The sequence below is a fragment of the Neobacillus sp. B24 genome, assembly GCF_055381825.1.
This window is the reverse complement of sequence record NZ_AP035777.1, coordinates 5323778-5349402: the sequence shown is the minus strand read 5'-3', so window position 1 is coordinate 5349402 and position 25625 is coordinate 5323778. Positions and strand designations below refer to the sequence as shown.

25 protein-coding genes are annotated in these 25625 nt (G+C 43.2%); 13 read left to right on the top strand and 12 right to left on the bottom strand.

The genetic code is table 11. From position 1 onward, the window contains the following. Nucleotides 1–57: 57 nt before the first annotated feature. The 6 genes from ACZ43M_RS26300 to ACZ43M_RS26275 all read right to left on the bottom strand — a co-directional run bounded on the left by ACZ43M_RS26300 (nucleotide 58) and on the right by ACZ43M_RS26275 (nucleotide 6093). Nucleotides 58–1062 (bottom strand): sensor histidine kinase, encoded by a 1005-nt coding sequence (locus tag ACZ43M_RS26300; RefSeq protein ID WP_464505461.1) that lies wholly within the window; start codon nucleotides 1060–1062, stop codon nucleotides 58–60. Continuing rightward, nucleotides 1059–1751 carry a response regulator gene (locus tag ACZ43M_RS26295; protein ID WP_464505460.1) on the bottom strand — a complete coding sequence of 231 codons (693 nt, stop codon included), beginning with the start codon at nucleotides 1749–1751 and terminating at the stop codon, nucleotides 1059–1061. The genes ACZ43M_RS26300 and ACZ43M_RS26295 overlap by 4 nt, the downstream gene beginning before the upstream one ends. Before the next feature lie 115 nt (nucleotides 1752–1866). Next, the gene (locus ACZ43M_RS26290) at nucleotides 1867–2016 is read right to left on the bottom strand and encodes a hypothetical protein (protein ID WP_464505459.1); all 150 of its coding nucleotides are present in this window, start codon (nucleotides 2014–2016) and stop codon (nucleotides 1867–1869) included. A gap of 1 nt (nucleotide 2017) precedes the next feature. Continuing rightward, nucleotides 2018–3469, bottom strand: coding sequence for a carbon starvation CstA family protein (locus tag ACZ43M_RS26285; RefSeq protein WP_464505458.1), 1452 nt, complete (start codon nucleotides 3467–3469; stop codon nucleotides 2018–2020). 154 nt (nucleotides 3470–3623) lie between these two features. Beyond that, nucleotides 3624–4355, bottom strand: a complete 732-nt coding sequence (locus ACZ43M_RS26280) for a LytR/AlgR family response regulator transcription factor (protein ID WP_464505457.1) — start codon at nucleotides 4353–4355, stop codon at nucleotides 3624–3626. Beyond that, the gene (locus ACZ43M_RS26275; RefSeq protein WP_464505456.1) at nucleotides 4321–6093 is read right to left on the bottom strand and encodes a LytS/YhcK type 5TM receptor domain-containing protein; all 1773 of its coding nucleotides are present in this window, start codon (nucleotides 6091–6093) and stop codon (nucleotides 4321–4323) included. The genes ACZ43M_RS26280 and ACZ43M_RS26275 overlap by 35 nt, the downstream gene beginning before the upstream one ends. A gap of 324 nt (nucleotides 6094–6417) precedes the next feature. Between ACZ43M_RS26275 and ACZ43M_RS26270 the strand changes: the two genes are divergently transcribed. From ACZ43M_RS26270 to ACZ43M_RS26255, 4 genes are all read left to right on the top strand, one after another. Next, nucleotides 6418–7821 (top strand): L,D-transpeptidase family protein, encoded by a 1404-nt coding sequence (locus ACZ43M_RS26270; RefSeq protein ID WP_464505455.1) that lies wholly within the window; start codon nucleotides 6418–6420, stop codon nucleotides 7819–7821. 409 nt (nucleotides 7822–8230) lie between these two features. Continuing rightward, the gene (locus tag ACZ43M_RS26265) at nucleotides 8231–9391 is read left to right on the top strand and encodes an Alp7A family actin-like protein (protein ID WP_464505454.1); all 1161 of its coding nucleotides are present in this window, start codon (nucleotides 8231–8233) and stop codon (nucleotides 9389–9391) included. A gap of 14 nt (nucleotides 9392–9405) precedes the next feature. Continuing rightward, complete coding sequence (locus tag ACZ43M_RS26260) at nucleotides 9406–10002, top strand: hypothetical protein (RefSeq protein ID WP_464505453.1); 597 nt, start codon at nucleotides 9406–9408, stop codon at nucleotides 10000–10002. 120 nt (nucleotides 10003–10122) lie between these two features. Further along, nucleotides 10123–10392 carry a hypothetical protein gene (locus tag ACZ43M_RS26255; RefSeq protein WP_464505452.1) on the top strand — a complete coding sequence of 90 codons (270 nt, stop codon included), beginning with the start codon at nucleotides 10123–10125 and terminating at the stop codon, nucleotides 10390–10392. Between the two features lie 236 nt (nucleotides 10393–10628). Here ACZ43M_RS26255 and ACZ43M_RS26250 read toward each other — a convergent pair whose 3' ends face one another. The 3 genes from ACZ43M_RS26250 to gdhA form a co-directional block, all read right to left on the bottom strand. Further along, entirely contained in the window at nucleotides 10629–11957 is a 1329-nt protein-coding gene (locus ACZ43M_RS26250) for an IS3 family transposase (protein ID WP_464505451.1), read from the bottom strand. Nucleotides 11958–12081: 124 nt separating this feature from the next. Continuing rightward, nucleotides 12082–12216 carry a DUF4023 domain-containing protein gene (locus tag ACZ43M_RS26245; RefSeq protein ID WP_464505450.1) on the bottom strand — a complete coding sequence of 45 codons (135 nt, stop codon included), beginning with the start codon at nucleotides 12214–12216 and terminating at the stop codon, nucleotides 12082–12084. A 134-nt stretch (nucleotides 12217–12350) separates the two neighbouring features. Beyond that, nucleotides 12351–13733: an NADP-specific glutamate dehydrogenase gene (gdhA, locus tag ACZ43M_RS26240; protein WP_464505449.1), complete on the bottom strand. Its 1383-nt coding sequence runs from the start codon at nucleotides 13731–13733 to the stop codon at nucleotides 12351–12353. 144 nt (nucleotides 13734–13877) lie between these two features. On the opposite strand from gdhA, the gene ACZ43M_RS26235 reads away from it, so the two are divergent. Both ACZ43M_RS26235 and ACZ43M_RS26230 read left to right on the top strand, forming a co-directional pair. Further along, the gene (locus ACZ43M_RS26235; RefSeq protein WP_464505448.1) at nucleotides 13878–14783 is read left to right on the top strand and encodes a LysR family transcriptional regulator; all 906 of its coding nucleotides are present in this window, start codon (nucleotides 13878–13880) and stop codon (nucleotides 14781–14783) included. A 131-nt stretch (nucleotides 14784–14914) separates the two neighbouring features. Continuing rightward, nucleotides 14915–15850, top strand: a complete 936-nt coding sequence (locus tag ACZ43M_RS26230) for a phosphotransferase family protein (RefSeq protein ID WP_464505447.1) — start codon at nucleotides 14915–14917, stop codon at nucleotides 15848–15850. 82 nt (nucleotides 15851–15932) lie between these two features. Here ACZ43M_RS26230 and pepT read toward each other — a convergent pair whose 3' ends face one another. Next, nucleotides 15933–17165 (bottom strand): peptidase T, encoded by a 1233-nt coding sequence (gene pepT / locus ACZ43M_RS26225; protein WP_464505446.1) that lies wholly within the window; start codon nucleotides 17163–17165, stop codon nucleotides 15933–15935. 248 nt (nucleotides 17166–17413) lie between these two features. Next, entirely contained in the window at nucleotides 17414–18388 is a 975-nt protein-coding gene (locus tag ACZ43M_RS26220; protein WP_464505445.1) for an NERD domain-containing protein, read from the bottom strand. Between the two features lie 215 nt (nucleotides 18389–18603). Between ACZ43M_RS26220 and ACZ43M_RS26215 the strand changes: the two genes are divergently transcribed. From ACZ43M_RS26215 to ACZ43M_RS26200, 4 genes are read left to right on the top strand one after another with little or no spacing between them, the layout of a single operon-like run. Next, a complete protein-coding gene (locus tag ACZ43M_RS26215) occupies nucleotides 18604–19227 on the top strand; it encodes a TetR/AcrR family transcriptional regulator (RefSeq protein ID WP_464505444.1) in 624 nt (207 codons plus the stop codon). Between the two features lie 14 nt (nucleotides 19228–19241). Further along, entirely contained in the window at nucleotides 19242–20126 is an 885-nt protein-coding gene (locus tag ACZ43M_RS26210) for an ABC transporter ATP-binding protein (RefSeq protein WP_464505443.1), read from the top strand. Nucleotides 20127–20132: 6 nt separating this feature from the next. Continuing rightward, nucleotides 20133–20930, top strand: coding sequence for an ABC transporter permease subunit (locus ACZ43M_RS26205; protein WP_464505442.1), 798 nt, complete (start codon nucleotides 20133–20135; stop codon nucleotides 20928–20930). An 11-nt stretch (nucleotides 20931–20941) separates the two neighbouring features. After that, nucleotides 20942–21739 carry an ABC transporter permease subunit gene (locus ACZ43M_RS26200; protein WP_464505441.1) on the top strand — a complete coding sequence of 266 codons (798 nt, stop codon included), beginning with the start codon at nucleotides 20942–20944 and terminating at the stop codon, nucleotides 21737–21739. Between the two features lie 23 nt (nucleotides 21740–21762). On the opposite strand, the gene ACZ43M_RS26195 is transcribed toward ACZ43M_RS26200, so the two are convergent. Continuing rightward, nucleotides 21763–22437, bottom strand: coding sequence for a hypothetical protein (locus ACZ43M_RS26195; RefSeq protein ID WP_464505440.1), 675 nt, complete (start codon nucleotides 22435–22437; stop codon nucleotides 21763–21765). A 118-nt stretch (nucleotides 22438–22555) separates the two neighbouring features. Here ACZ43M_RS26195 and ACZ43M_RS26190 point away from each other — a divergent pair, with 118 nt between their 5' ends. The 3 genes from ACZ43M_RS26190 (at nucleotide 22556) to ACZ43M_RS26180 (ending at nucleotide 25516) form a co-directional block, all read left to right on the top strand. Beyond that, entirely contained in the window at nucleotides 22556–23296 is a 741-nt protein-coding gene (locus ACZ43M_RS26190; protein ID WP_464505439.1) for a gluconate 2-dehydrogenase subunit 3 family protein, read from the top strand. 72 nt (nucleotides 23297–23368) lie between these two features. Further along, the gene (locus ACZ43M_RS26185) at nucleotides 23369–25090 is read left to right on the top strand and encodes a GMC family oxidoreductase (protein ID WP_464505438.1); all 1722 of its coding nucleotides are present in this window, start codon (nucleotides 23369–23371) and stop codon (nucleotides 25088–25090) included. A gap of 81 nt (nucleotides 25091–25171) precedes the next feature. Continuing rightward, entirely contained in the window at nucleotides 25172–25516 is a 345-nt protein-coding gene (locus ACZ43M_RS26180; protein ID WP_464505437.1) for an ASCH domain-containing protein, read from the top strand. Nucleotides 25517–25625 lie beyond the last annotated feature (109 nt).

The following is a 25625-nucleotide window of genomic DNA, read 5'->3' as shown; positions in this document are numbered from 1 at the left end:
CGGCAGTTCAATTCCTGCGATTGAGGTAACAAATTACAAAAGCATGTGACAAAACTGTCACATGCCCGAAATATGTAGGAAGTCATTTCTTTTTGGAAAGGTCAGTGTGAATGTCGTCCCCTCTTCGAGCTTAGACTGCACATCAATTTTAATTAATAATGGCTGGGCTGCTTTTTTGGCCAAAAATAGGCCCATTCCGGTTGCGGCATTTTCCTGATGCATGGACGTGGAGGTAAAGCCTTTGTCAAAAATGCGCGGCAGGTCGTGTGGAGAGATCCCGCGCCCGAAGTCCCTAATCTCGAGACAGGTTTGGCCACCTTTCTGGTACGATTTGATGATGATGTCAGCCTCATTGCTATATTTGATGGCATTTGTCAGCAATTGCCTGATGATAAAGGCCACCCATTTGGCATCGGTCAGCACTTCATTCACCTCAAGGTCAATCTCAACGCCGATACCCTTTTGCATACACCATGAACGCAGCGTTTTAATCTCGCTAAAGATTAGCGGTTTTAATTCAGCAGTTTCAATATACAAATCATTCTCCATGAACGGAATCCGCCGCTGGTGGAGCTGTTGATCCAGTAAATGATGGATGCGCAGCCATTCAAAGGTCAGACTGGCTTTAGCCTTATCATCATCGAGACGGTCAATCATTAATGCCATAGCTGTCAGCGGTGTTTTCACCTCATGAATCCAGGCCAGCAGTTCATCTTTTTCCTGCTCCAGAGCCAATAGGTTTTGTGAAGCTTCTTGCTTCAAGTGATCTGTCTGGATGCTGACGCTGTCGGAAATAATTTTTTCAAAGGGAGTTTCCGGTTCTGCCAGCCCAGTTAAATCAAGATGGGTTTCCCAATCTACTAAACTTTTATAGTATTTCGTTTCCTTATGGTAACGAATGATGAGAAAAACGGTGAAAATCAGCAACGATAAAAAAACAATATAAAAGAGGGACGTAAACGGAATCGATGCATCAAGAAATGAGACAAATAGCACCATGGTTTCTAGGACAATAATGAGCAGAATCCAGCTTTTCCTTTCAATAAGGAACTTCTTAATCATAATGTGCCCGCTTCTTCCACGGCCCTATAGCCTTGGCCGACCTTTGTTTCAATAAACTGGCCGAGTCCAAGTTCATCAAGTTTTTTACGAAGGCGATTGACGTTAACCGTCAGCGTATTGTCACTGACAAATCGTTCGTCATCCCACAGGCTTTTGATGAGGTCCTCCCGACTGACAATTTTATTTTTCTGTTCAATCAACTGCCGTAGGATAAACATTTCATTTTTTGTTAATTCTATCGTTCCGTACTCATTGGTTACTGTGTTTTTGAGGTAATCAATGGTGGCCCCGCACCAGGTTTTTAACTCTATTTGCTCCGTACTGTAATTATAGACACGGCGTAGAATCGCTTGAATTTTAGCAATTAGGACATCGAAATGAAACGGCTTTTGAATGAAATCATCAGCACCAAGCTGCATTGACATCACCATATCGGTCGGATGGTCGCGGGATGACAAAAACAAAATTGGTACATTCGAGTGGGAGCGGATCATCCGGCACCAATGGAATCCATCAAATTTCGGTAATTGAATATCAATTATCACCAAGTCGGGTTTGACAGCAGTGAATTCCTGAAGTACCTTGCTAAAATCAGTAATCCCGAAAACATCATACGACCAGCCAGTAAGCCTGTCCTTTATTTCATTAAACAGAGTCACATCATCCTCAACCAACAACAGCCTAAACATCAACATTCACCACGCTTTATTAATACTCAAGTAAATTGTATAGCAAATATTTCCTGTTGGAAAGCGGGAGGAGGGCTTTGCACCCCCAAAAAAAAGAAGCAAGGGGCCCCCTGCTTCAAAAAAGGAATGCGGCTGCGGCCGCTCCTGCCGTTATAACTGCAATGATAATTTTTGCGAAAAGCGGCAAACTTTCCTTGGAATTTTGATTAATTTTTTCCTCATGCTCATTCACTGTATTACGGTAGTTTGGACTGCAGCAGCCCATTTTAGGCCACCTTATTCCAGCCGGAGATATCTTCTTCAAGCGGCAGTCCGTTGGTACGGGCTTTCTTGGCAGCATTGAAGAATAATGCAATTAGAATGGCAGCCCCAATGAATCCGCCATACCAGGAAACAGTCATTGACAAGCCGAACCCGATTTGGGCATTAAGGATGTAGGTGATAACCATCACCAACATGAATGACCCTGGGACAAGTGAGATCCAATAGTTTTTTCTGGCAATGTATAGATACATGGCACCAACAAACAAGGCAATGACAGCGGTCGCTTGGTTTGCCCAGCTGAAGTAACGCCATAAAATGTTAAAGTCGATTTGTGTTAACACAACGGAAATAACAAATAACGGAAGGGCAATCCATAAACGGCTTGAGAATTTCTTCTGGGCAATATTTAAGTATTCAGCAATAATCATCCGGGCACTGCGGAAAGCGGTGTCTCCAGAAGTAATTGGCAGGACAACAACCCCTAGGACAGCAAGTGTTCCGCCAATTGCACCTAACATTGCGGTAGAAACTTCACTTACAACGGCACCAGGTCCGCCAGCAGCAAGTACTTCCTGCAATCCGGTGTAGCCGTCAAATAGGCTCATCCCTGCAGCGGCCCAAATCATCGCGATGATCCCTTCGGCAATCATCATGCCGTAGAAAATATACCGGCCTTGTTTTTCCTTTTGTGTTGTACGAGAGATAATCGGCGTTTGGGTAGCATGGAATCCAGATAATGCACCGCAAGTAATCGTAAAGAATAATAATGGAAAAATTGGTGCATTAGCAGGATGGAAATTGGTTAATGATAATTCAGGAATAGGAGCTCCTTTGACCACTAAACCAATACCGACACCGAGAGCACTGATTACTAGTAATGCTCCGAAATAAGGATATAGACGACCGATAATTTTATCAACTGGGAGCAGCGTCGCTAAAATGTAATAGACGAAAATAGCCGCGATAATGATGCCAAGAGCGATTTTTCCATCCATTAAAACATGCAACAAGCTGGCCGGTGTGGAAACGAACACGGTTCCTACTAAAAGCAGAAGCAGGACTGCGAAGGCATTAACCACGTGTTTCATGATTTTTCCTAAGAATTTGCTGGCGAGCTCAGGCAAATGAGCCCCTCGGTTACGAATTGAAATCATCCCGGTTAAATAATCGTGGACAGCACCAGCAAAAATACAGCCGACAACGATCCAAATAAACGCTACCGGCCCGTAAAGCGCTCCCATAATTGGACCAAAGACAGGTCCGGTTCCGGCAATATTCAATAATTGGATTAAAGAATTCTTATTAGTGCTCATTGGAACGTAATCAACACCATCATTGTTAACATAGGCAGGTGTTGCCCGTTCTTCCTTAACCCCAAATACTTTTTCAATGAACTTGCCATACGTAAAATAACCAATAATTAAAAGTGCAATTCCACCTAAAAACGTATACAAAATAGTTCCTCCTTTTTTTAAAAAAATGAATGCGGTTACATATAATCATTATAAAAAAGAAGAAACAGGTTTATCGGAGTTTGGGCACAAAAGGTAGAAAAATGGCATTAACATGTTTTATTTATGAACCAAAATGCAGAAAATTAAAAAATATCTATATTTCTAATCGTGCCCTTAATGCTTTTACGTAGTTTCTACTGACAGATAACATTTCTTTTCTGCCATAAATTTGCAGTTGATAGGCACCGTTGAACCAAGGTGTCAGTTTTGTTACGTATTCAAGATTGACGAGGAATCCTTTATGGATTCGAAAAAATCCATAGGTTAATAGCCTCGTCTCCAAATCCTTTAGCGGCGTCTTTGTTTCAAACTCACCGGTCTTGGTAATAAGCTTGGTCCATTTTTCATCCCGATAAATATAGAGAATATCTTTTGGCTCAATGTAAAAAATCTCACCATCCGCCTCGATCGCCAGCTTTCCGGCGGGTTTCCCCGAGTCCAGTTCTTTAGCGGTACGAATGATTTTTATGATACGGTTGACGGTTTCTGCAAGTAACTCCTCGTCATAGGGTTTCAGTAAATAGTCAACTGTTTCGTAGCGAAAGGCTTCCGCGGCGAATTCCGGATAAGCCGTGGCAAACACCACCAATGGCGGCTTTTTTAACTCCATAAACGCCCTTGCAGTACTCATCCCGTTCAGTTTCGGCATTTCTACATCAAGAAACACCACATCAGGCTGGAGCTGAAGCGCCTTCAGTAAAGCAGATTCCCCTGACTCCGCTTCACCGACAATATGAATTTCTGGAAAGGCTTCCAATAAATGCTTCAGTTCGTCACGGCTGTATAATTCATCATCCACAATTAACGTTCTGATTGATTGTTCCATAACTCTCCACCTCCACCAATGGAATAGAAAACGAGATGACTGTACCTTTGTTACGTTCACTTTTGATTGTTAGAGCCGCTGCCACCCCGAACATAATCGACAGCCTGCGATTGACATTATAAAGTGCCACACCACTGCCGGTGTTAGAATCAATTGGGGACTTGCAAATTTGGCGCGCGCGCTCATTTGTCATCCCCTGGCCATTGTCTTCCACCTCCACATAAACGGAGTCCAATTGTTTTTGAATCGTGATTTTTACGATGCAATTGCTTTCTTTGTCTTTGAACCCATGTTTGATTGCATTTTCCACAATGGGCTGCAAGGTTAATGGCGGGATCTGCTGGATGAGAGCTTCCTCTTGAATGTCATAAATAATTGTCAGTTTATCAACAAAGCGGGTTTCTTCTATCGCCAAATAAGCTTTGACATGTCTTAATTCCTGCTCAAGCAATATCATGTTCTGGGTAGTAGCTGAAAGATTTTGCCGTAAAAAATGTGACAAAGATACCAGCAGCCTTCTTGCTTTAGTTGGGTCAATACGAACAAGTGAGAGAATCGTGTTGAGTGAATTAAACAAGAAATGAGGGCTGATTTGCGCTTGTAGCGCTTTAATTTCGGCCTCTCTGGCCAATTGATAGGCACTGTCGGCATCAGCAATTTCCAATTGGTTACTTAATAACGAGCCAAGCCCGGAAATCAGCTCCATAATGACAGGGTTAATTTCTTTTTCCGACCGGAAATAAAACTTTAATGTCCCGATTGTTTGCCCCCGTTGCTTTAGCGGAGCAACTACCACTGCATCCAGCGGACATTTTTCTACACGGCAATGGATCGACTGTTGATTGGCAACGAGAATTTTCCCTTCGCTGATTGTCTCAAGGGTAATTTGAGTCTGTATCGGGCTTTTTGCATGGTGATGATCATCGCCAATCCCGACGTGTGCCAATATCTCGGTTAAGTTAGTCATTGCCACAGCACTTGTGTTGATTTCATTATGAAGAATATGGCAGACAGCTTGTGCTGACTCAGTGGTAAGTCCATTTCTCAAGTAGACAAGCGTTTTTTCAGCAATCCTCAACGTTTTTTGCGCCTGCAGTGCTCCGGCCTTTTCCTCTTCATTGATGACACTCTTAATAATAAGAAGGAACAAGGTACACCCGAGTCCATTTGCAATAATCATCGGCAGACCGATGATCTCCACCAATGCCCACGCCTTTTCGAATGGCCGTGAGATTAATAGAATGATCGCCATTTGAATCGTTTCAGCGAGAGCACCAATGAGAAAAGCAGCCTTTAAACTTACGTGCTTGTTTTTACGATGAAACATCCCAGCGATAACTCCGGCAATAATCGTGGCTGACCCACAGGAGATGGCGGTGAATCCTCCCAATGTAAAACGGTGAATTCCTGCAATTAATCCGGCGCCAAGTCCAACCCGCCAGCCGCCAAACAGTCCGGCCAGCACGACACCGATCACCCTGGAATTGGCAATCGCCTCATCACTATTCAATCCGGAAGTCCAGCGGTTAAACTGCAGACTGTCCGTACTAAGCGTTAACCCTGAATATGTTCCAATAATCCCGAAAAATCCAAAAAACACAATGGCCGTTATTCGCTGCCTAGGATTTAGCTCCTCCTGATAAACCATCCCCCGAAAAAACGGAATCCGCGTCAAAATAAACGCAATCGTCACCAAAATCCCCAGCCGTTCCACCATTGTAACCAACAATTCCAACATGGTAATACTCCTTTTGGTGTCAGGCACCAATCGCCTTTTATACCATTGTATCAATATTTTGGGAGTTCAGAATAATTTTTTTACTTATATTCATGATTAGGTATAATTATTAGTTATGATTTCTGTCGAAGTATATGAATCTAGGTAATATGCCTCAAAAATATAAAGCAGGTCGATTTGATGTAGTCTGAAATGTTAAAAATCACTAAGATATACCTATTAAAATATCAAAATTTTACAAATTTTTTAATAGGATATGACAAAAATTCCCTATCCGGCATGTTATGTTAAAGAAAAGAAACATAATTGGGGTGCGTAGCTGCAATGAAGAAATTACTAATACCATTTTTACTGTTTTTTACTTTTTTTGCCTTTGTTGGTCCTGCAGAAGCCAGCAATGGTTCCCAGTTAATCATTATCAATAAGAAGACTAATACGCTTGCCTATTATAATGGCGGCACTTTAGTCAAAACCTTTAAGGTAGGAACGGGCAGATCACGGTCGCTAACACCAGAAGGGAAGTTCAAGATTGTGAACAAGATTGTCAATCGCCCTTATTATAAGAACAATATCCCAGGTGGTGACCCTCGTAATCCTTTAGGCAATCGCTGGATGGGACTTGATGCTAGAGGAACGTATGGAACAACTTACGCAATTCACGGCAATGCCAATGAAAATTCGATTGGCAGATATGTCAGTGCTGGCTGCGTTCGGATGCATAATGCAGATGTTCGCTGGCTATTTGACCAAATCAAACTGAAGACGGATGTTGTTATTACATATTCAAGTGCCGGGTTTGATGCGATTGCCGCGGCGAATGGGTATGTGGTTACTGCCCCGGCAAGTGCGAATGCAGGTGATGCTGTTGCCCCAATCCTGAACGGATGGGTCAATGCCGGTGGCAAAAAGTTTTATTACGTTAATGGTGTTGTGAAAACGGGATGGCAGACTATAAAAGGTAAAAAATACTTCTTTGACCGCTCCGGGGTTATGAAAACGTGCTGGTTTACTGAAGGTAAAAAGAAGTACTTCTTAGATAAAAACGGTGTTATGCGTACAGGATGGTTGGAGCTTCAAGGAGGCAAATATTATTTTGATGCCAACGGTGAAATGAAAACGGGATGGCTTGAAGAGGGCGGGCAAAAGTATTTACTTGATGGAGAAGGAAAAGCAAAGGTAGGCTGGCATGAGGAGAACGGGCAAAGGTTTTATTTTGATGGTGCTGGTGCCATGAAGACGGGATGGCTGGAGGATGCTGGGCAAAAGTATTATCTTGACCACAACGGCGTCATGAAAACCGGTTGGTTATTAGATAATGGAATACGATATTACCTTGAGCCTACCGGGGCAACGAAAACGGGCTGGCTGGACGAAGCTGGGAAGAAATACTTTTTTGATGCGGCGGGTGTGATGAAAACGGGCTGGCTTCAAGATAACTCGTCTTGGCACTATCTTGACGATAATGGTGTAATGGTAACCGGCTGGGTCAACTATAAAGGAAAGTGGTATTACACAGATTCAACTGGGGTCTTGAAATTAACAACTGCCTCGTTAATCAGCAATCAGGACTACTTTGAACAACCGGATCATCCGAAAACTGCCTTATTAAATATGGGCGGAATCAAATATAATTTTACTTTAAGCAAACCAGTGGAAACCTCTTTGCTTAAATACAATAATAACTGGTATTACCTTTATGTTAGTACGGATTTAGAATTGAATTTGTAGAATGGTTTAAGGTATTAATTCACAGGAATAGACCTGAGTAAACATCCACCTACACTAATGATAGAATACATTGAACTTGAAGGTTCCCTATGGGTGCCTTCTTTTTTCTTATCATGAAATATTTGTAACAATTCAGGACTGTATACAAAACTGTATACGTGTTTACTTTTTGTATACATGATGTTTACAAATCCGTTTACATGTTTACAAATCTGTATACATTCCGTTAAACCGCCATGTAAACGATATTGTCATTTTTGTTTACAAAAATGTTTACAATTTCTTCTATGTTTACATCATGTTTACAACTTTACACTTGTGTTTCTTTTCACTCAGTGTCATTGAAGAATCTAGTAATCTTCTATAACCTTAAAAGAAAAGAATCTATTAAATGAAAAGGAATGATAATATGACTAAGTCCAGAATTGCAGCGGTGGATGTAGGTAATGACTCCATTAAAGCTATTTTCGGAGAAATAGACTACGAATTGAACATCCCAAACATTATCGCCAGAGATACGGAAGATCGCCCGGTAATCGGAATTGAAGAATTGGACAGCAAGGACCCTCTCGATGGAATTCATATTAAAGTCCACTCCCCTGCCCTAAAAGAAAACAATAGTATTTATCGTATCGGAAATTTGGCTGCCAAGAGTGATAATGCGACAGAACTTGATCCCGGCAGCAGCAAGTCTGAAGAAGACCAAACTTTAATTATGTTATTTGCGACGTTGGCATTGGATGCAGTGAATACGGACTTTCCAAGGTCAAAAAACGTGATTGATGCCAATTATACGCTCGGAACGGGCCTGCCGCTTCGCGAGGTTAAGGAAGGCAAGGATGCCGGTTATCGCTCTAGGCTGCTTGGTTCAGTCCACCAGGTTGAATTTTTGGTGACGCCGCGGTATCAAGGAATCAAGGTTAACATTAAATTTAATGAGGTAAAGGTCTATCCCGAAGGCTTTGCGGCCTACATTAACCTTGTGATGGATAATAATTCAAAAATTATTAATAAGGATTTAATCGATAAGCGGATTTTAATCCAGGATATCGGCGGATTATCGACCGATATCGCGGTTATTAAGAACCGGAACGTTGATGATGATAAGGCCCAAGGTTTTAATCTCGGGGTTTCAGAATCATTAGAAGCGATCCGTGAGGAAATCCGTAAAAAGCATGGCGTAGAGCTCGACAGCCGCCGTGATGTCGTGGAGATTATCACCAAGAAAAACGATCGTAACCACATCATGGTGAAAGGGAGCCGGACAAGCGTCCACGATATCACCGATAGAATCCTGCTTGATTTGGCAAAAAAGGAATATCGCTTGCTGCGCAATGTGTGGGCAAAAAACTCGCAAACGGAAATCTGCTATTTTGTCGGCGGCGGGTCAATCATTTTAAAAGAATACTTAAAAACATTAAATAATGGCTTAGATGGCTTTAATATCGATTTCTTCGAGGATGAGAAGGAAAGTATTTGGATGATGGCCAATGCTTACTATAAGCTGATTACCGATTTTGTCCGCAAGTCTGAAAAGCAAAAGGCTGAAAAAGCTCCTGTAAAAAGTTAACTTAGGGTGATTCTATGAAAAAGACGGCGGGTAATGAAATTAAGAGGGGGCAGGCGATATCGTTCCGGGTCCCCTCCGATACACCTGACCACATCTTGAAGCACTTGCAAAAATTAAAGGAAACCGAGCGGCGGAATTTTTCCAGCAGCATTGCTGCGTTTGTCATGCAGGGGGTAAGCCAATCGGTTTCCCGCGAAAAGGAAACCATTACCGTTCCCCTACCGAAGGGATTAACCAAGGCCCAGCGCAATTGGCTGAAGCATGAGCATTCGGAGGCATTGCTGGGGAGCATCATCTATCAGCTCATCAATGACCCCGTGAGGTCGACCGCACTGCTTGCCTCGATGAATAGCAAAGCGGTTGATATTGATGAAGCGTTGTATTTGCAGGAGGAAGATGCTTTTATGGACGACCCGGTACAGCCTCCCGAAGTTGAGCCAGATTTTGCGGATGAAATTGCGGCCGGTGTTGACTTGGTTGATGACCTTGATGAGTTTGATTGGGACAGCGCAGCAAGGCAACAGGAATTCCCTGCTAAGGAAACGGACCTGGATGAAGAGCCAGACCTTGATGACCTATTGGGCGGGTTCTTAGCGAGTATGAATAAGTAGAGTAATGAGAAGGCACCCCTTTGAGGTGCCTTCTTCATTTATTGCCCCAAAAATAATATATTAGTAGGACTTAAGATTCATATTATCGAATTTTAATGGATTAGGAGGGAGGTAGGATGAATGAAGATAGTTTTGCAGGCTGTTATAGGAATCCTTGCCGGGTGGCTGCTGTTTTATTTATTGGGGATTGAGCAGCCGGATGTTATTAAATACTTATACAAATACATAAATTCTACGGTGTTTTTCTTTATTATCGTGGTGGCCGTGCCGATTAGTTGTTTTGCTTTTTTTCATAGATTTAAGGTGTTTGGGATGGCTGTTTCTGTCACGATGGTGGGGTTGTTTTTGGTGGTTTATGTTGCTTTGAATACAGGAAGAATTGGTTTTTAAAATAGGCATTTAGGGCGGCATGCGCCACCCTAACTTTGTTTCTTCCTCTTTGATAAAGGCGGCATAATAATCCATGAGTTACTATTGCTACTAATACTACTGCAACCGATAAAGCAAATATTGTATCCGTAGTTCCTGTTACTGTTTGCGTATGGAACTAAATAAGATTAAAAAGGGAGATCTTCTACACAAAGAAGTAATCTGGCACCCATGTCAAGGACACATGAAAAAAAGAGTTATGAAGCTAAAAGATGATTCCTATATTGAATAGGGGTCATCTTTTCTAAATTCCATTGATATCGATAATTGTTATAGTAAACCATGTAATGATTTATTTTCGCCTCCAGTTCATCTAATGTTTTACAAGACTGGTAGTCTACCTCATCCTTTAAATGCCCAAAGAAAGACTCCATCGGGGCATTGTCCCAACAGTTTCCTCTCCGAGACATTGACTGGTCTAAACCATGTCTTTTTAACAATTTCTGATATCTTGGGCTTGTGTAATGGCTCCCTTGATCAGAATGGATAAATGCCTCCGAATGTAAACTAATTTTCTTATTTTTCATTAATTTATCGATGGTCTTTGTTGCGATATCTAAAGTGATACGATCTGAAATATGATAAGCTAATAACTCATTGGTGGAGGCGTCTTTTATGGTTGACAAATAGGCCATACTACTTCCGTTATATGGTAAATATGTAATATCCGTTAATAATACTTTCCCTGGTACACCTTGCTTAAATTCCCTGTTTAACTTATTTGGTACGACCTGATGCTCCTTTGTTGCTTTGGCGATTCTTTTATATGGATTTGGCTTTCTGTGAGGACAGACAATTCCATATTTCCTCATTATTCTCCGGATTTTTTTACGGCTGAAGTTAACATCAAACTCATTCTTCAAAATCATTTTGATGGAGCGTGAACCTTTCTTATATCCTCTTCGGTCAAAAGCCTTTAAAATGAGTTCCTTCGCTTCGAGGTCTAACTTCTCCCTTGCTTCACGAACAGAGGCAGCCTTCATGTAACTATAGTATCCAGACCGGGAAACACCCAGAAGCTCACAAAAGTACCTAGTCATTCCCTTAAATCCGTTTTGCTCAAGCGTCTCCTGGATCAATTGATATGCCTTATTTGGATTTAGATTCTCGCTTGCGTTTAGCAGCCTCCTTTCGGTCGTTTCTAGCTTTTTTAACAGCTCTACCTGCCCTTCCAATAGCTCAATTCTGGCTCTTTGTCTCTCAATTACTTCGGAGGGTGTAAGCTCCCGTTTTAAAGGTCTGCCGGAGGATGTTTTTCTTGTATCTGTAAGCCCGATCAAGCCATTCATTTCATAGGCTTTTTTCCACCTACAGGCCGACTGTTCAATTCGTTTTATGCCAATGACGTCCGCATCAAATCCATTCTCCTCAAAAATTTGACGTGGGAGTTTGCCGACTTGGTATTCATCGATAAATCTATTTTTAAATTCTTCTGTATAGGTAATGGATTTTTCGCTGACACGCTGTACATTTGGATTTTTTTGTAGTGTATTTATCTCTTTAGATGAAAAAGTTATTTTACTCATGTTGTCCCCTAATCCCCATATTCTGAAATTCAAGTATATAAAAAATACCTGCAGGTTGAACACTCTTTTTTACAAGTGTCCTACCTACAGGTACCATTCTAAAGAGCCTACCTTTTTCTTCTTATTAATGCTGCTTATTCGGCAATTTTTTAGAAGGGGTGTCGCTGCCCTGATTTTGTCGATTTTTGAGATCCTTTTCCTGCCGATCGTGCAAGTTTTCGACAAATTGCTGGGTATCGCCTTGAAGATTTTTATCCATGCCATTAACCTCCTTATTGATTGGACATTGGTTAATGTAACCAATCAGCAAGAAAAACATGCAGCCACAAAAGTATGGAAGAAAATCTCACATAAAAAAAGCCTCCGAATCCCCGGAAGCTTTTAGACCAAAAATTAAATAACGCCCTGCACAATCATCGCATCCGCCACTTTTGTAAATCCGGCGATGTTGGCGCCGACAACGAGGTTGCCAGGGAAGCCGTACTCTTCGGAAGCCTTCACAGCGTTTTGGTAAATGTTTATCATGATTTGGTGCAGCCTGGCGTCGACTTCTTCAAACGTCCAAGACAGGCGCTGGCTGTTTTGTGCCATTTCCAGTGCTGATACGGCGACACCGCCTGCATTGGCTGCTTTACCAGGACCAAACAGCACATCATTGTTTAAAAATACATCAACAGCCTCAAGGGTTGATGGCATGTTGGCGCCTTCGCCTACTGCTTTCACGCCATTCTCCACTAACAATTTAGCGGAGCACTCGTCAATTTCATTTTGCGTCGCACAAGGAAGGGCGATATCGCAAGGAATCGACCATATGCCTGTGCAGCCTTCGAAATACTGAGCATGTGGATGATAGTTGACATACTCACTGATTCGTTGGCGATCGACTTCTTTAATTTGCTTAACCGTTTCAAGGTTGATTCCATTTTCGTCGTAAATATATCCATTAGAATCGCTGCAAGCGACAACGCGCGCGCCAAGCTGGGTTGCTTTTTCAATTGCATAAATGGACACGTTGCCAGATCCGGAAATAACGACAGTGCTGTCTTGGAAGCTTTGTCCTCGATCCTTCAACATTTCATTAACAAAATAGACGGTACCATAGCCTGTCGCCTCAGTCCGCGTCAAGCTTCCGCCATAACCGATGCCCTTACCTGTGAGGACACCAGCCTCATAGCCGCCACGGAGCTTCTTATACATTCCAAACAGATAGCCGATTTCACGCCCGCCAACACCAATATCTCCTGCCGGCACGTCGACATCTGGTCCGATATGACGGTAAAGCTCAGCCATGAAGCTTTGGCAGAAACGCATGATTTCTCCGTCAGATTTCCCTTTAGGATCGAAGTCTGACCCGCCTTTACCGCCGCCGATAGGCTGGCTGGTTAGTGAGTTTTTAAAAATTTGCTCAAAGCCTAAAAACTTGATAATGCTGGCGTTTACTGATGGGTGAAAACGCAGACCGCCTTTATAAGGCCCGATGGCGCTATTGTACTGGACACGGAAACCGCGGTTTACCTGAACTTTTCCATTATCGTCTACCCATGGAACGCGGAAACTGATGACCCGCTCCGGTTCAACGATTCTTTCAAGAATACCCTGCTGCATATATTTTGGGTGTTTTGCAAAAACAGGCACGAGGGAATCGAATATTTCCTTAACGGCCTGATGGAATTCATATTCATGAGGGTTCCGGCTTTGCACTGTGGCAAATACCTCGGTTACGTAGTCCCTTGCTGCCTTTGATCCTGATTGTTTAACATGCTCGATGGTTTGCATGAAATCACCCCTTAAGTAAATTATTTAACTGAAAATTCTTTTTATTTACATTTAATTATTTTATAATTGATTATTAATCTAAGCAATATGGATATTAGATATAATTAATGCCATAATGAGATGGAATGGGAAGGAGCGGTATTGATGGAGTTACGGCAGATTAAATATTTCATTGAAGTAGCAAAACGGGAGCATGTGACAGAGGCAGCTGACGCCATGCATGTAGCACAATCCGCGGTAAGCAGACAAATCGTTAATCTTGAGGAAGAGCTAGGCGTTAGTCTGTTTATTCGCGAGGGCCGTAATGTCAAATTGACCCCAATCGGCGAAATGTTTTTGCAGCAGATGGAACAAGCCGTAAAGTTGATTGATAATGCCAAACGCAAGGTTGAGGAATACCTCGACCCGGAAAAAGGCACGGTTCATATTGGGTTTCCCTCAAGCCTTGCCGGTTATACATTGCCGACAGCAATTTCTGCCTTCCGCGAACGCTATCCCGATGTGAAGTTCCAATTAAATCAAGGATCATATCTGTTTTTAATTGAAGGTGTCATTAAAGGAAATTTTAATATGGCATTGCTCGGTCCGGTTCCAAAACGGGAAAAGAAGATTACCGGAAAGACGTTATTTACGGAAAATATTGTCGCTCTGCTGCCGCTGAGTCATCCCCTTGCAGCCAAAAAAAATATCAAATTAGCCGATTTGCGGGAGGATTCTTTTATCTTGTTCCCCAATGGGTATATTTTGCGGGAAATTATCGTTAACGCCTGTGCCCAGCTTGGATTTGAGCCGAATGTAGCCTTTGAGGGCAAGGATATTGATGCGATAAAAGGACTGGTTTCTGCAGGGCTTGGCGTGACGCTCATTCCGGAAATCACTTTGATTGACAGCCTGCCGCGGTCAACGGTCAAAATTCCGGTAGTGGAGCCTAATGTCAGCCGCACGGTCGGCGTCATCATCCCAACTGACCGCGAGCTGCTGCCAACGGAAATGTTATTTTATGAATTCCTCAGCGAATTCTTTAGTATCCTTGACCGCTATCAGAATTAATCTCTATATCCATCATACATATGTAAAAAGCGGGTATTACTTCCCTCTCCACCTATGGGTAAAAAGTTTGCATGTGTTTTGGATTCGCATTATATTCATAGTTAAAACCTACTAAAAAAGGTTGTGGGTCTATGGCGCTTCCTGATGATATCGTTCTTTCGGATGGAACCTTAAATGAACGGTTAATTTTTAAAAAAGAAACTCTCTATCAAGGGATGAACGGAAAGTTTGTGGAGCGGTTTTATGTATCGCCGTCCGAAAGCTATATTTTTAAACCATTAACGAATAATGCTCAATTAGGCAGGGAAGCGTGGATCAATGAACATGTCCTCCGTCTCTTCCCAGCCATTTTTCCAAAAATTATTTCCTATTCGAAACACGATAATCCTGAGTTAAGCTGGATGGTACTTGAAGATCTAGGCCCGCTTTCGCACGAATTCAGCGAAGAAAATATACTTGGCGTAATCAAGTTGATGGCCTGGTGGCATTCCCTTCCGCTACAGTCATTTCCCAAAGTCCCAGTGGCAGGACTGAAGCCGAAGCTGGAACAGTTGATTTCGGATATCCGCCGGGATAAGGAGGAGTTCTTTGCGCTGCTCCCTGCGTTAGCGCTGGATGAAAGATTGATTGAGCGTGTTTATGAATGGATTGATAGTTTCATATTTTCAAAGAGACTTGTTCTATCGCATGGCGACTTGCATGTGGGCAATTATGCATTTGCGGATGGCCGGATTGTTATTTTGGACTGGGAGCATGCTCATTTGAATACCCCTTTCTGGGACCTGTACCACCTGCTTGATTTGTCGCATCCAATTTTTCCAAAAAAGATAGAGGTCGGGCTTCGCAAGCGAGCTTTACGAAACTATCTTGAGCAAGTTGAGTTGGAACTGGATGCTGAAATGTTTTTTCGGGAATACCATTTGTTTTCCGCTGTATTCTCCATTTGGATGATCCTGTTGATTCAGAAGGATTTGGCTGAGGGCGATGGAAAATGGTCGAAGGAACAGTTGGAAAGACAATTGAGTGAAACGGTGTTGAGCCTGAGAGAGTGCGCGGCGGTTCTTTAAGTTAGGGGAAATTGTCGATATGCCCCGGGAAATATGTCGATTATTGAAAAAAGCTAACCACAAGGGGTTAGCTTTTTTAAAATTAAGCTTTTTGTTCGAAAAGCTTGGCAATTTCAATGATTGTATTGGTGGCTTTGATCATATTATCTACGGAAATGAACTCAAATTTACCGTGGAAGTTTTCGCCGCCAGTAAAGATATTCGGAGTCGGCAGACCCATGTAGGATAGCTGTGATCCATCGGTACCGCCGCGGATTGGTTTAATCAGCGGTTTAATGTCCAGGTTCTCCATTGCTTCCTTAGCAATTTCTACGATTTCGAACACCGGCTCAATTTTTTCCTTCATGTTGTAATATTGGTCGTTCAGTTCAAGCTGAAGAGTACCCTCGCAATATTTCTCGTTTAAGTCAGCAACGATTTTTTTCATGTTGGCTTTTTTGTTGTTAAAAAGCTCTCTGTCATGATCACGGATAATGTAATAAAGCTTGGTTTGCTCGACTTCGCCATTGAAGGAAATTAGATGATAGAAGCCTTCATAGCCTTCAGTGAGTTCCGGGGCCTCTTGTGCTGGCAATTGGCTTTGCAATTCCATGGCAATTTTCATCGAGTTAACCATTTTATTTTTCGCAGAGCCCGGGTGAATATTATTACCCTTTATGGTGATTTTCGCTGAAGCAGCGTTGAAGCTTTCATATTCCAGCTCCCCTAACGGACCGCCGTCAACGGTGTAAGCAAATTTCGCATTGAACGCCGCAACGTCAAACTTATGCGGGCCACGGCCAATTTCCTCATCCGGCGTGAACGCAACGCGGACCTTGCCGTGCTTGATTTCTGGATGGTTTATTAAGTAAGCCATCGCCGTCATGATTTCGGTTACGCCAGCCTTGTTGTCTGCCCCAAGCAGCGTTGTGCCGTCAGTAGTGATTAGCGTGTGGCCCTTATAGTCGTTGAGGCTAGGAAAATCCTTTGTGGTCATGATGACTTTTAGGGATTCGTTTAAAGTGATGTCACCGCCATCGTAATTTTCGACTAGCTGTGGGTTGACATTTTTGCCGGTAAAATCAGTCGCGGTATCAACGTGGGCTAGGAATCCGATGGTGTCCACGTCCTTATCTGTGTTTGCTGGCAGAGTTGCCATCAGATAGCCATTCTCATCAAGCGTGACCTCTTGCATGCCGATTTCCTTCAGTTCCGCTTCCAGCATGCGCAGCAACGTCCACTGCCCGTCCGTTGACGGACAAGTCTCACTCGCCTCATTGGATTGTGTGTCCACCTTTACATAGGAAGTAAATCGTTTAATCAATTCTTCTCTCAAAATTGCTGCACTCCCCTTTATTGTGAGTTAAGTACATGATTATAATATCACTTTCGGGGGGCGGGTACACATTTTAAAGTAAAGAGAAGTACCGAGTTGACTAGTAATATGAGCAATGGCGCTCCAACTTGCGGATAAGGGGATTCAACTTGCGGATAAGGCGTTTCAACTTGCGAAGAGCCGTCCAATTTGCGGATAAGGCGCGCCAACTTGTGGAAGAGCCTCCCCAACTTGCGGATAAGCCAGTTTCATTTGTATATGATTGTTTTCTCCTTAAAATGACTGAAATCCATTAAATATGTCCGATACCGGAAGGCTCCGACACTAGGAAAATTCATGCTTTGTAGAATTCGATTAGCAAGGTAAATGTCATCCACCCCCAAAAACCACCGACACTCCCGATTTGTAATCGTCCTTTTGCACACCAAGAACCACTCCAATAATGTTCCCTGATGCGCCAAATGATCCACAGCCCCACACCACGGACATCGCCAGGTCCTTACCTCTTTCACCATCCCAATTCGGCCGCACGGTGAACATCTGACTCCTGGACGAAAATCGCCAATTGGAATGCTATAGGACTCTGATATCGGTTTTGGAATAAAAGGATGATGGCTGTTAAGTAGTTCAGTAGAAAGCCAATTGAAGGTGTCTACATCCAACTTTTGTGCTTGTTGTGGAATACTTCGAATGTATGGAGGAATCAAGTTGGGGAATAAGAGTCTAGTTTTCGAAGGTGGAACTGCAACAATTTGCTTTGGATAGGCCAGCACCACTGCCCCGTAAATCGGGAGTTGGATGTTGCGTACGTGAAACCAGTCATGTAATAACCTAACATTTCTCTCTAACTGGACGACCGGGCTTTCAAAGCCGTCTTTGCGCCCATCTTCTCGTGTTCTAATCAACTGCGGTGGATTGTCCCTGAACTCAAGAATACCGCCAATATTTTTAACTTCTAACACATTACCATACCAGGGAGTCAGCACAAAGTTGTCATTTTGAAACCTTTCGTCGGACGTGGGTGATAGATCGTGGAATACATGGTGTGGGAATGAAAAGGAGCTCCTGCGAAAAACTTCGGCCACCCTCTCCTCGCCGCCGATACCTGAAACTGTGGAAGCCTGTTTTGCAGCCAATACAGGTAACATCGGATGCCCCGGTGACAACCGACTCTGCGCAGCAATCAGCCCTTCTAACTTTAATGAACGATCTCTGACTTTCATGTTAATGACCTCTCGCCTCCGTTAATTCAATTTTAATTCCAACTTCACCTCCATTAAAAATTTTGTCCAGCACCCGCATCGTATCACACCCACCCAACCCATACTATCCTCGACAAAACATTTCATATTTTTGACAAAAATAGTTGTTGACCACTCTGGTCAAAAGGAATAAACTGTAATTGACCAGAGGGGTCAATGGAGGGAGGGTGCCAGGATTGTATGAGAAATTTTTAAATCTGGAACCGGAAAAACAAGACAGAATTATCAATGCAGCGATAAAGGAATTTGCCCAGAAGGGATATGATAAAGCGTCAACAAATGAAATCGTCAAGGAGGCAGAGATTTCAAAGGGGCTGTTGTTCCACTACTTTAAAAACAAAAAACAATTGTTTTTGTTTTTGGTTAACTATTGCTACGAAACTGTTGCCGAACTATTTTATCAAAAGTTTTCCTTTACCGAGGTGGATTTTTTCAACAGAATGCGGCAGTCGGTCATCATCAAAATGGAACTGTCGGAAAGGTATCCGGATATCTTTAAATTTATCCAGGAGGCATACATGGAGGACGCTGTCGAAATAAAACAAGAGATGGAGGAAAAGAAACGGGAGTTGATTCACCTCAACATCAATAAGGTTTATGAAGGTGTCGATTATTCAAAATTCAGAGATGATGTCGACCTTCAAAAAATCATAAAGATTATCACTTGGACGTTTGAAAAAATGAGCGACGAAGAACTGTCAAAGGCGAAGGTCATCCCCGGACACGAAATAGATTATAAGAAAATCTTTGACGAGTTCGAAGAATATTTAACTATTTTAAAAACGTGCTTTTATAAATAAGGGAGGCACAACAAATGAACGTAATCGAAATTAACAACCTAACCAAGACTTACGGCAAGTCAAGAGGAATCACGGATATAAGCTTTAATGTTGAGGAAGGCGAGATTTTCGGGTTTATCGGGCCGAACGGAGCCGGGAAATCGACGACCATCCGCACGCTGCTGTCGCTCATTTACCCGACGAGCGGCAGTGCTGCTATTTTTGGCAAAGACTGCATTAAATTTGCCCCGGAAATAAAACGGGAAATCGGCTACCTGCCGTCTGAAGTTTTTTACTATGACAATATGAAGGTAAAGGACCTGTTAAAATATTCGGCCAGTTTTTATAAAAAGGATTGCAGCAAGCGCATTAAGGAATTGGCGGAAATTATGGACCTCGACCTCAATAAAAAAATTGATGACCTTTCCTTGGGAAATAAAAAGAAGGTCGGGATTGTCCAAGGCCTGCTGCACGAACCAAAGCTGATCATCCTTGACGAACCGACCAGCGGCCTCGACCCGCTCATGCAGCAGAAGTTCTTTGAACTCTTAGAGGAGGAGAATAAAAAAGGCGCAACGATTCTCTTTTCCTCGCACATCCTCAGCGAGGTGCAGCGTCTGTGTAACCGCGTCGCCATCATAAAAGAAGGTAAGATTGTTACAGTTGAAAAGATTAGTACTCTAAAAGAAAACAATTATAAAAAGTTCAAAGTAGAAATGAAGGCGCCGCTCGATAAAAACTATTTTAATATAAACGGTGTTAATAACTTGGCGGTAAAGGATAACATCATTAGCTTCTTGTTTAGAGGCGATATCAATATGGTTCTGAAAAAAATCGCTGACATTGAAATCACTAACCTGTGGATTGAGGAACCGGATCTGGAAGAGATCTTTATGCACTATTACGAAAAGGAGGCCTGATAAACGATGAATATCTTTTTTCATGAATTAAGGGCCTGCCGGAAGTCGACGATCATTTGGACGATATCCCTCATTGCCGTATTCGCGCTGTTCATGTCGATGTTTCCGAACTTTTCCAAAGATGCCGATGAATTTAAAAAGATGTTGGAGGGCTATCCGCTAGCGTTAAGAAAAGCGATTGGCCTTAACTTGGAGAATTTATTTACGATTCTCGGATTCTATGGTTACGCCTTGACGTTTATCGTCCTGTGCGGAGCAATTCAGGCAATGAATCTCGGGACCTCCATCATCAGCAAAGAAGTTCGGGAAAAAACGGCGGACTTCCTGTTAACAAAACCGGTAACCAGAACACAGGTGATCACTGGAAAGCTTGCAGCGGCCGTAACATCCCTTGTTATCACAAATATGATTTATCTGGCAGCAGCGGTAATCATTGCTAATCAAGTGAAAACGGACGATTTCAGTATGAAGCAGTTCATCCTGCTATCACTGACAATGCTTTTCGTGCAGCTTATGTTCTTGGCAATCGGAATAATTGTTTCGGTGATGATTCCGAAGATTAAATCCGTGCTGACGGTGTCGCTTGGTACAGTATTTGCCTTTTACTTTATCGGGGCGATGGCGGTGACAACGGGTGACGATGCCAAGCGCTATTTTTCACCATTTAAATATTTTGATAATGACTATATTTTAAAGCATTCAAGCTATGAAGCATCGTTTTTGATTACAGGCGCAGTGATCATTATTTTTGCTGTGGCATCCAGTTACTACATTTACACAAAAAAGGATATCCACGCCGTATAGGAGGCCGAATCATGAATATCTATTTAAAAGAAATGAAATCGCACCGGAAATCGCTTATCTTTTGGTGCATTGGCGTTTTTTTGATGGTGGTGTCGGGGATGGCCAAATATACCGGGTTGTCCTCATCGGGCGAATCCATGAACGACTTGATGGCTGATATGCCCAAATCGCTGCAGGTGATAATGGGAGTCGGAACGTTTGACCTTAACACAGCAAGTGGCTTCTACGGGCTGCTTTATATTTATTTACTATTAATGGCGACCATCCATGCAGCGATGCTTGGAGCAACGATTATTGCCAAGGAAGAGCGGGATAAGACCTCGGAGTTCCTGTTTGTAAAGCCGATATCTAGAGCGAAAATCATTACCGCTAAGCTGCTGGCGGCGTTCACGAATATCGTGATCTTTAATCTCGTTACATGGATTTCCTCTGCTGTCATTGTGGGTAAATATGCCGATGGCGAGGCTGTGAATGGAGATATTGCGGTCACGATGATGGGGATGTTCTTGCTGCAGCTATTGTTTATGGTCATGGGCAGCGCCATTTCTTCTTTGAAAAAAAGACCAAAAACGGCGGGTTCGCTTGCGGCCGGAATCCTGCTGCTGACCTTTGTCTTATCGGTTGCCATCGATTTAAATGAAAGCATATTAGCGTTGAAATATGTCACGCCGTTTAAATACTTTGAGGCGAAAAATATGATGTATGGCGGCGGATTCGAAACAGTTTTTGTGGTATTGGCCGTAACCTTATTTGCAGTCCTGACGGCGGTTACCTATGTTTTTTATAAAAAAAGGGATTTGAATGTGTAAAAAAAGGACCGGGACCGGTCCTTTTACTTTTCATTCGCCATTTGTACAAGTGTAATAATATCGCTAGACAGCTTACTATAAGAAGGGTTTGCCGATTTGATATTGGTCTTGATTCCTTCAATCAGAGGCAGCGCTTTTGGGTTGGTGATGGTCAGGACTTGAGTTTGGCCATTAAACGCTTTATTCATTAAATCTTTTGCCTGAGCCAAATTATCATCATCATTTGCAGTTTGATCAACACCGTCTTGGCTAAATCCCTTTGCAGACATGCCGGAATCATTGCGGAGGACTTTATTCTGCATGTCATCATAACGAGTTGAGGTTGCTTCTTTAGCTGCCCTTGCCAGGATCACCGTGTCGTCAAGGACAAATACCTTAATACCTGTGATTCCTGCTCCTGCCAGCCTTGATTCTAGATGGGAGGAAATTCCTCCATCATGCAGGCTTGAACTGCCGATTAAACTGTAGACATTGGCCCCTATCTCGCTGGCAGTGTCTGCCGCTGTTGTCTGTTTCTTGTTTCTGTCGACACTTGGAATGACGTTCGCATTATTTTTTCCATGCTCATGGCCATTGCCCTTTGAATTCAACGAGTTATCATGCAGATCCTCCGCATTTCCTCTCATTTCTTGCTGTGCCGAGCAGGAGCCAAGCAGCAACATTACACCTAGTAAAATCAAAAACGAAATTCTTTTCATATTTTTTCCTCCTTTTTACCCAATAAATTTCCCTAAAAATTTGTGAGTATACACGGATTATTTTGGGAACATTATCAAAAACATTCCATAAATGTCATTTCACTTGGAGGTGTATGCAATGGCTGAAGAAAACAAAAAGCCGGAAGCAATATCAAGAAGAAGGTTCCTGCGCAATACGGGATTCACCGTTGGCGGCCTGGCTGTTGGCGGAGTCCTGGGCAGTCTGATTACACGGGATAAGGATGGCCAAAAGGAAAAACCGCCTTCTCCTCAAGAAAACAATTATAATCAGGCGCTCATGTATCTTACCCCGGAGCAATTTAAGATTGTCGAAGCCGCGACTGAGCGGATTTTTCCTGAGGATGACAATGGGCCGGGCGCTAAGGCGTTGGGAGTGGCCTATTTCATTGACCATCAGCTGGCTGGGGACTGGGGGTTCAATGCCAGGGATTATATGCAGCCACCATTTTATCGGGGTGAAAAAGTGCAAGGCTACCAAGGCCGGCTTAAGCGAAGAGATCTATTTGATATCGGCCTGCGCGAGCTGCAAAACCACAGTAACGCTGTTCATAAGAAAAACTTCCCTGATTTATCGGGTGAAGAGCAGGATAAGGTTTTGCAGGATTTTGAGGGAGATAAGGTGAACCTCACGACGATTTCGCCAAGCGGATTTTTCCAAATGCTGCGCAGCGCCACAATGGAGGGAGTATACAGCGATCCATTATACGGAGGCAATCGCAATATGGATGGCTGGAAAATGCGCAACTATCCCGGCAGCCAGATGGCGTATGCCAATATTATTGAGAAAGACTTTCAGAAAATCGCACCACAAAGCTTGCAAAGCCATATGAATCATTAATGTAAAGGGGGACTGCCCCCTGAAAACAGCATAAAGCAACGGGGATATCCCCCCTAATAATGAGGTGGAAAAATGGCGAGAAAATTACCGAAGACAGATGTAGTCCTAGTCGGAGTCGGCTGGACTGGAGGCATTATTGCCTCGGAACTAACCAAAAAAGGCCTTAAAGTGGTTGGATTGGAACGGGGCAAAGAGAGAAAAACAGAAGATTATTTCATGGTTCATGATGAGCTCCGCTACGCACTAAGATACGACTTGTTTCAGGACCTTTCGAAGGAGACGATTACATTCCGCGGTAACGAAAAAATCCGCGCCCTGCCAATGAGACAGTACGGGTCTTTCCTGCTCGGAGACGGACTCGGCGGAGCCGGCGTCCATTGGAATGGCCAGACATATCGGTTCCTGCCTTATGATTTTGAAATTCGCAGCAAGACAATGGAACGCTACGGAAAAGACAAAATCCCTGCGGAAATGTCCTTGCAGGACTGGGGCATTACCTATGATGAGCTCGAACCGTACTATGATAAATTTGAAAAAACAGCCGGAATCTCCGGTGAGGAAAATCCACATCCGAATGTCGGGAAGCGGTCGGATAAATATCCAACCGGTCCGATGAAAAAATCACCGCCGATGAAGATGTTTGAGACTGCAGCAAAAAAATTAAAGCTGCACCCTTATACAGTGCCATCGGCGAATTTATCGGAATCGTATACAAATCCGGACGGCATCTCTAGAGCAGCATGCCAATACTGCGCATACTGCGAGCGATTTGGCTGTGAGTACGGGGCAAAGGCCGACCCTGTTGTCACGGTGATTCCGGTTGCCAAGAAAACGGGAAATTTTGAGATCCGCACCCACTCTTATGTAAGAAGGATTTTACATAGTGGAGGCAAGGCGACGGGCGTCTTATATGTCGATACAACCACAGGCGAAGAGATTGAACAGCCGGCAGATATCGTCGTATTAACAAGCTATTTGTTTAACAATGTCCGCTTGCTCCTTATGTCGGGTCTTGGCAAACCGTATGACCCCGCGTCCGGGTCCGGGGTGATCGGCAGAAATTATGCCTATCAGGTAATGAAGGGTAATGCGGTTGGCTTTTTCGATGATAAGGAATTTAATACGTTTGCCGGCGCAGGCTCGCTTGGCATGGTGCTCGATGATTATAATGGCGATAATTTTGACCATTCTAAATTGAACTTTATCCATGGCGGAAGTATTGCGTATACACAAACGGGCATGCGTCCTATCCAAAACAATGCGGTTCCGAATGGTAAACCGACATGGGGAAAAGAATTCAAGCAACAATCATTAAAATATGCCAATCGCTACATATCTGTAGCCGGGCAAGGGTCGTCGATGCCGTTTAAGCATCATTATCTAGATTTGGACCCGACGTATAAAGATGCCTTCGGAGACCCGCTAATCCGAATTACCTTTGATTTTGAAGAGCAGGACCGGAAGCTGGCGGTATTCCTGGCTGATAAATGTGCCGATATCTTAAAGGAGATGGGTGCCGATCATATTGATTCATTAAAGGAACTCGGGCCATACGATATTACTACCTACCAGTCAACTCACAATACCGGCGGTGTGATCATGGGCCCTGACCCGTCAACGTCTGCGGTCAATAATTATCTGCAGATGTGGGACGTGGACAATCTATTTGTTGTCGGCGCTTCTGCCTTTGCCCATAACTCAGGCTACAATCCAACAGGGACAGTCGGTGCCCTTGCCTATCGGGCAGCTGAAGGAATCCAAAAATATCATGCAAGCGGTGGACAGGTCGTTTAAGGGGTCTGTCCCCTTTTTTTGTTTTTACCTCTAGAATAGTGTTAAAATAGATAGCTGATAATGGAAAAAGGAGGAAAAGTAATGACACAGCCTGAAAATAATACATTACCGCCAAAAACGTGTTCAATTGAACGGTTGGTTACAATGGAAGAGGATGTTAAGAAAGTATTGGCCGGTGAAAAAACAGCGACACGCCGAAATGGACGCTATGCCGATCCGGGTGAAGTAATGACGCTTGAAGGCCGCCAGTTCGTGGTTGAAAAGGTTTATTCGCAAAGCCTCGGTGAACTGACAGATGAGGATGCCCGCCGCGAGGGCTTTGAAACCGTCGAAGAGTATAAACAATCAATCCTATCCCTCCACCCGGGAATGCCATGGCTGCCGCAAATGCGCGTCTGGGTCCATGAATTCCGCGAAGTAGAATAAAAATAATGAGAAAATCGGTCCATCGCGAAAAGAAGGACCGATTTTTCGCTTTTCGAATTAAATTAATTGTAGTTTTTAAGCTAGCGAAATTATAATAGGTTTATTCAAA

Bases quoted from the DNA above. Each gene is read 5' to 3' on its own strand.
- ACZ43M_RS26300 (WP_464505461.1), bottom strand. From the start codon at position 1,062: ATGATTAAGAAGTTCCTTATTGAAAGGAAAAGCTGGATTCTGCTCATT.
- ACZ43M_RS26295 (WP_464505460.1), bottom strand. From the start codon at position 1,751: ATGTTTAGGCTGTTGTTGGTTGAGGATGATGTGACTCTGTTTAATGAA.
- ACZ43M_RS26290 (WP_464505459.1), bottom strand. From the start codon at position 2,016: ATGGGCTGCTGCAGTCCAAACTACCGTAATACAGTGAATGAGCATGAG.
- ACZ43M_RS26280 (WP_464505457.1), bottom strand. From the start codon at position 4,355: ATGGAACAATCAATCAGAACGTTAATTGTGGATGATGAATTATACAGC.
- ACZ43M_RS26275 (WP_464505456.1), bottom strand. From the start codon at position 6,093: ATGTTGGAATTGTTGGTTACAATGGTGGAACGGCTGGGGATTTTGGTG.
- ACZ43M_RS26270 (WP_464505455.1), top strand. From the start codon at position 6,418: ATGAAGAAATTACTAATACCATTTTTACTGTTTTTTACTTTTTTTGCC.
- ACZ43M_RS26265 (WP_464505454.1), top strand. From the start codon at position 8,231: ATGACTAAGTCCAGAATTGCAGCGGTGGATGTAGGTAATGACTCCATT.
- ACZ43M_RS26260 (WP_464505453.1), top strand. From the start codon at position 9,406: ATGAAAAAGACGGCGGGTAATGAAATTAAGAGGGGGCAGGCGATATCG.
- ACZ43M_RS26255 (WP_464505452.1), top strand. From the start codon at position 10,123: ATGAAGATAGTTTTGCAGGCTGTTATAGGAATCCTTGCCGGGTGGCTG.
- ACZ43M_RS26250 (WP_464505451.1), bottom strand. From the start codon at position 11,957: ATGAGTAAAATAACTTTTTCATCTAAAGAGATAAATACACTACAAAAA.
- ACZ43M_RS26245 (WP_464505450.1), bottom strand. From the start codon at position 12,216: ATGGATAAAAATCTTCAAGGCGATACCCAGCAATTTGTCGAAAACTTG.
- gdhA (WP_464505449.1), bottom strand. From the start codon at position 13,733: ATGCAAACCATCGAGCATGTTAAACAATCAGGATCAAAGGCAGCAAGG.
- ACZ43M_RS26235 (WP_464505448.1), top strand. From the start codon at position 13,878: ATGGAGTTACGGCAGATTAAATATTTCATTGAAGTAGCAAAACGGGAG.
- ACZ43M_RS26230 (WP_464505447.1), top strand. From the start codon at position 14,915: ATGGCGCTTCCTGATGATATCGTTCTTTCGGATGGAACCTTAAATGAA.
- ACZ43M_RS26220 (WP_464505445.1), bottom strand. From the start codon at position 18,388: ATGAAAGTCAGAGATCGTTCATTAAAGTTAGAAGGGCTGATTGCTGCG.
- ACZ43M_RS26210 (WP_464505443.1), top strand. From the start codon at position 19,242: ATGAACGTAATCGAAATTAACAACCTAACCAAGACTTACGGCAAGTCA.
- ACZ43M_RS26205 (WP_464505442.1), top strand. From the start codon at position 20,133: ATGAATATCTTTTTTCATGAATTAAGGGCCTGCCGGAAGTCGACGATC.
- ACZ43M_RS26200 (WP_464505441.1), top strand. From the start codon at position 20,942: ATGAATATCTATTTAAAAGAAATGAAATCGCACCGGAAATCGCTTATC.
- ACZ43M_RS26195 (WP_464505440.1), bottom strand. From the start codon at position 22,437: ATGAAAAGAATTTCGTTTTTGATTTTACTAGGTGTAATGTTGCTGCTT.
- ACZ43M_RS26190 (WP_464505439.1), top strand. From the start codon at position 22,556: ATGGCTGAAGAAAACAAAAAGCCGGAAGCAATATCAAGAAGAAGGTTC.
- ACZ43M_RS26185 (WP_464505438.1), top strand. From the start codon at position 23,369: ATGGCGAGAAAATTACCGAAGACAGATGTAGTCCTAGTCGGAGTCGGC.
- ACZ43M_RS26180 (WP_464505437.1), top strand. From the start codon at position 25,172: ATGACACAGCCTGAAAATAATACATTACCGCCAAAAACGTGTTCAATT.